At 74.4% G+C, this 3,906-nt stretch carries 3 protein-coding genes and 2 pseudogenes; 1 reads left to right on the top strand and 4 read right to left on the bottom strand.

Annotated features, from left to right (window positions below):
• Positions 1-113, bottom strand: a 113-nt coding sequence (locus AOK15_RS44475) for a peptidoglycan-binding protein (RefSeq protein ID WP_240508726.1), incomplete at its 3' end; no start/stop codon positions are given.
• A 2-nt stretch (positions 114-115) separates the two neighbouring features.
• Between AOK15_RS44475 and AOK15_RS34255 the strand changes: the two are divergent.
• Positions 116-871 (top strand): annotated as a pseudogene (locus AOK15_RS34255) (L,D-transpeptidase family protein); the annotation flags it as partial.
• Positions 872-1,204: 333 nt separating this feature from the next.
• Here AOK15_RS34255 and AOK15_RS34250 read toward each other — a convergent pair.
• From AOK15_RS34250 to AOK15_RS45325, 3 genes and pseudogenes are all read right to left on the bottom strand, one after another.
• Positions 1,205-2,452, bottom strand: coding sequence for a cation diffusion facilitator family transporter (locus tag AOK15_RS34250; protein WP_055522213.1), 1,248 nt, complete (start codon positions 2,450-2,452; stop codon positions 1,205-1,207).
• Positions 2,452-3,138 carry an RNA polymerase sigma factor gene (locus AOK15_RS34245; protein ID WP_055522212.1) on the bottom strand — a complete coding sequence of 229 codons (687 nt, stop codon included), beginning with the start codon at positions 3,136-3,138 and terminating at the stop codon, positions 2,452-2,454. The genes AOK15_RS34250 and AOK15_RS34245 overlap by 1 nt, the downstream gene beginning before the upstream one ends.
• A gap of 374 nt (positions 3,139-3,512) precedes the next feature.
• A pseudogene (locus tag AOK15_RS45325) lies at positions 3,513-3,906 on the bottom strand (hypothetical protein); the annotation flags it as partial.

The following is a 3,906-nucleotide window of genomic DNA, read 5'->3' as shown; positions in this document are numbered from 1 at the left end:
CCCCGCTTGCCCTGGCAGCCCTTCACGGCCTGGACGGTCAGCTCGTCGTACGTCCCCGTCGGCCCGACGTGCAGCCACGCGACCTGCCGGAGACGGGCCTGGAGTTCGCGCACCTCGAACCCCTCGTCGCCACGCGACCACAGGACCTTCGCCGGGGCCGCCGGGCGGGAAGAGGTCCGGCGGCGGGGCCGCCCCGACGACCGCGCCGCCCGGCGGCGACCCCGCCCCGGCGGCCCCGGCGAAGGTCCTGTGGTCGCGTGGCGACGAGGGGTTCGAGGTGCGCGAACTCCAGGCCCGTCTCCGGCAGGTCGCGTGGCTGCACGTCGGGCCGACGGGGACGTACGACGAGCTGACCGTCCAGGCCGTGAAGGGCTTCCAGGGCAAGCGGGGGCTGCCGCGGACGGGGCGGACGGACACCGTCACCTGGGCGCGGCTGATGGGGATGACTCGGGAGCCCGGCAAGTGGGACCTGTACGCGTTCGGGGGCCAGCCGGCGGCGGAGCCGGACCCGCGCTGTCTCACCGGCCGGGTGCTGTGCATCAGCAAGACCAGTCGCACCCTGCGCTGGATGGTGAACGGCACCACGCTGACGACGGTCGAGGTGCGGTTCGGCTCGCAGTACACGCCCACCCGCGAGGGTGTCTTCAGCGTCTACTTCAAGTCCCGCGACCACTGGTCGACCCTGTACGACACGGCGATGCCGTACGCGATGTTCTTCAGCGGCGGCCAGGCCGTCCACTACTCGTCCGACTTCGCGGCCCGCGGCTACTACGGCGCCTCGCACGGCTGCGTCAACGTCCGCGACGAGGCGGCGATCGCACGACTGTTCGCGCAGGTCAGGAATGGCGACAAGGTGGTCGTCCACTGGTGAGGGGCCGGGCGTCGACGGCCGGGCGGACAGACCGGGCACCGGGGCACCGGGGCCGCGAGAGCCGGTTGCGAAGTGAGGTGCGTCACAGGGCGCATAGCGGGAGGGCGCCGGAAGCGTCGCTGGGAGTACGGGGTGACCACGGGGGATTGGGGCGCGGGCGGGACCGGGGGAACGTGTCCCGCCCGCGCCTAGGTGCACGAGCCGTAGGTACGGGGGGAACCCCGGCTCTGTGCGACGGCCGATGACCAGTCGGCTCACTCATTACTGCGGCGGGGCGGCCGAAAGTGTTACCCGTTACGGGAAGGAATTTCTGAACGTACGGGAAACCGCAGGTCAGACGCGGTGAGAGGGTGCGTCGGCCGGGCTCGTGCGCAGGTCGGCGGCGATCATCGCGGCCGCGCCGCCCTGGCCCCGGTGCTGGTTGCCGCCCTGAGCGGAGCCGTGGCCGCCGCCCTTGCCGTGGCCGCCGCCCTTGCCGCCGTGGTTCTTGCCGCCGTGGCTCTTGCCGTTGCCCCGGCCGTAGCCCTGGCCCTTGCCCTTGCCGCCGCCCCGGCCATGGCTCTTGCCGTTGCCGTTGCCGTTGCCGTGCCTGTTGCCCCGGCCGCGGTCGGAGTCGTCGTCCTCGTCGGGGTCGAGCCCGGAGCGGTCCTTCGAGCCGGTGCCCGAGGAACCGGCGGAACCCGAAGCGCCACCGGTGCCCCGGCCCTTGCCGTGGCCGTCGCCGAAGTTCCTGCCGCCGCCGGCGAGGACGCCGTCGCAGTACTTCTTCAGCCGGCCGCCGCCCTTGCCGCCGGACGCGTCCTCCAGGCTGCGCCGGCGGTCGTCGTCCAGGTCCTTGCCGTTGCGGACGTCCCTGCACGCGGACAGGACGCTGTTCCACCACTCCGGGGTGAGACCGCCCTGGTTGCGCCCGCGGTCGTCCGCGGTGTCGTCGTCGGTCCGGCCGGCGGAATCCCCGCTGCCGGGGGTGTTCCCGCCGGAGCCGTCTCCGCGCGGTGTGGGTTCGCCCCGCGTCCCGCCGCCGGTGTCACCCTCGGGTCCGGTCGCGGGCGGGGACGGCGACATCAGCCGCTGGTCCGGGGACTCGGCGGGGGAGGAGAGGGAGAAGGGGCGTTCTGGTTCCTGGTCCCCGATGGAGCCCACCAGGACACCGCTGCCCGCCGCCAGGACGGCCCCGCCGAACATCCCGCCGGCCAGCGCGGCGACCAGCCCGAACCGCGCCGGTCGGCCCCAGCGGGCCCGCCGGCCGTCCGGGGCGGGCCGCCCGAGACGGACGAGCCCGGCGTCGGCGACCGGCGCCGAAGAGTGCGTACGGCTGCCCCCCGCGGGCGCGGCGGCCTCGTCGCACTGCCCTGTGCGGGCGGTCCTGGCGGTGCGGAAGGCGGCCAACGCGGCTTCCTCACCCGGAAGTTCGGCGCCCGGCGCGGGCGTCGGCGCGGCTTCGGCGGCCAGTGCGCCGAGCGTCTCGGCGAGCCGGTCGGCCCGGGCGCGGGTGTCGGGTTCGACGGCGTCGAGCGGCTCGCCACGCAGCAGCCGCTCCGCCACATCGCGGTTCAGCCACTTGTACTGCTCGTCGGCCATCACATGTCCTTCTGCGTCCGCGAACGCATATGCGTCACACCGGCGGACGTAGCCGCGCGGGTACGCGGTTCTCTTGGTGGGGGCACCGCGTCCAGCGAGTCGCCGGATTCCGGATCGGCCTCCGCGGCCGTCTCCGGATTCTCCCCGATCAGCTCCGCGAGCCGTTTCAGGCCCCGGTGCGCGGCCGTCCGTACGGCGCCCGCGCGCTTGCCGAGCGTCTCGGCGGCCGTCTTGGCGTCGAGGCCGACCACCACGCGCAGCACCACGGCCTCGGCCTGGTCCTGGGGCAGCTGGGCTATGAGGGACAGGGTGTGGCCGGTGGCGAGTGCCTCCATCGCCTCGCCCGCCGTGTCGGACTCGGCCGCCCGGCCGGTCAGCTCGGTCTCGTCGCCGCCTATCGCGGGGCGGCGGCCACGCATGCGTATGTGGTCCAGGGCACGGTTGCGGGCGATCCGGGCGGCCCAGCCCCGGAACCGGTCGGCGTCACCGGTGAACCGCTCCAGGTCGCGGGCTATCTGGAGCCACGCCTCGGAGGTGACGTCCTCCGCGTCCGGATCACCGACGAGCGTCCGTACGTACCCGAGCAGCCGTGGATGCACGGCGCGGTACACAGTCCGGAACGCGGTCTCGTCCCCGTCCTGTGCCGCAAGTACCGCGGCGGTCAGCTCCGCGTCGTCCCCCAGCACCGCGCCCCTCTTGCGCCTGAGCCGGCGCCGCTCTCGCGGCCCGGGTTCTCTCCGTCGTGGTCCCGATCAATGGTTGCGGTCTCAACCTCACCGGCGGTCAGAGCTGTGGTCGTCCTCCGCGATCCGGCGCGAATGGCACGTTACGGCCTGAAACCGCTGCCCGTCCATGTCCGTAGAACATGCAACTAACTCGTGATCCGGCGGGGTGTGACACAAATCGGGGCCGCGGCGCTGTAGGTAGTACGGGCCGCCGCGCGGCCCGTGCCGCGCGACGGTCGGGGCCTCTCCTGTGGGGGGTGGCGGCCCCGGCCGTTGCCATCGGCGGAGTCGGCCGGGTGTCTTGCGAGTACGGGGGTCTCGCGAGCACGCCGGCCCTACTTCGTTTCCGGGGTCTTGTCCGCCCCGTCGACCCGGCCGGGCGCGTCCGCGTCCGTCGGCTCGCCCTCCCGGCCCCCCTGGTCCGCCTGACTCCCCGGGTCCGTCCGACCCTCCTGGTCCGCCTGTCCCTGCCGGTCCGCCTCGTCCGAGGTGCCCGGCGCGGTCGGCTCCCCCGCCCCGTCCGGTTTCCCGGTGGCGGTCCCGGCCGGTACGCCCGTGTCGTCGGGCCTCCGCCCGGCACCGGCCCCCGTGGACCGCTCGGTCCCGTCCCGCTTCCCGGCGGAGTTCCCGGCCCGCTGCTCCCGGTCCTCGGCGTCGTCGGCGTCACCGAGCCGGGCGGCGCAGTACGCGGCGACCTTCTCCGTGCCGCCGGCCGCGTCGGTCAGCCGC

The organism is Streptomyces ossamyceticus, assembly GCF_001418475.1.
GTDB lineage: Bacteria > Actinomycetota > Actinomycetes > Streptomycetales > Streptomycetaceae > Streptomyces > Streptomyces ossamyceticus.
Note: the sequence above shows the minus strand (reverse complement) of the source record. Positions and strands in the feature narration are given on the sequence as shown.

Coding starts and splice junctions, on each gene's coding strand:
- AOK15_RS34250 (WP_055522213.1), bottom strand. CDS start 2,452: ATGGCCGACGAGCAGTACAAGTGGCTGAACCGCGATGTGGCGGAGCGG.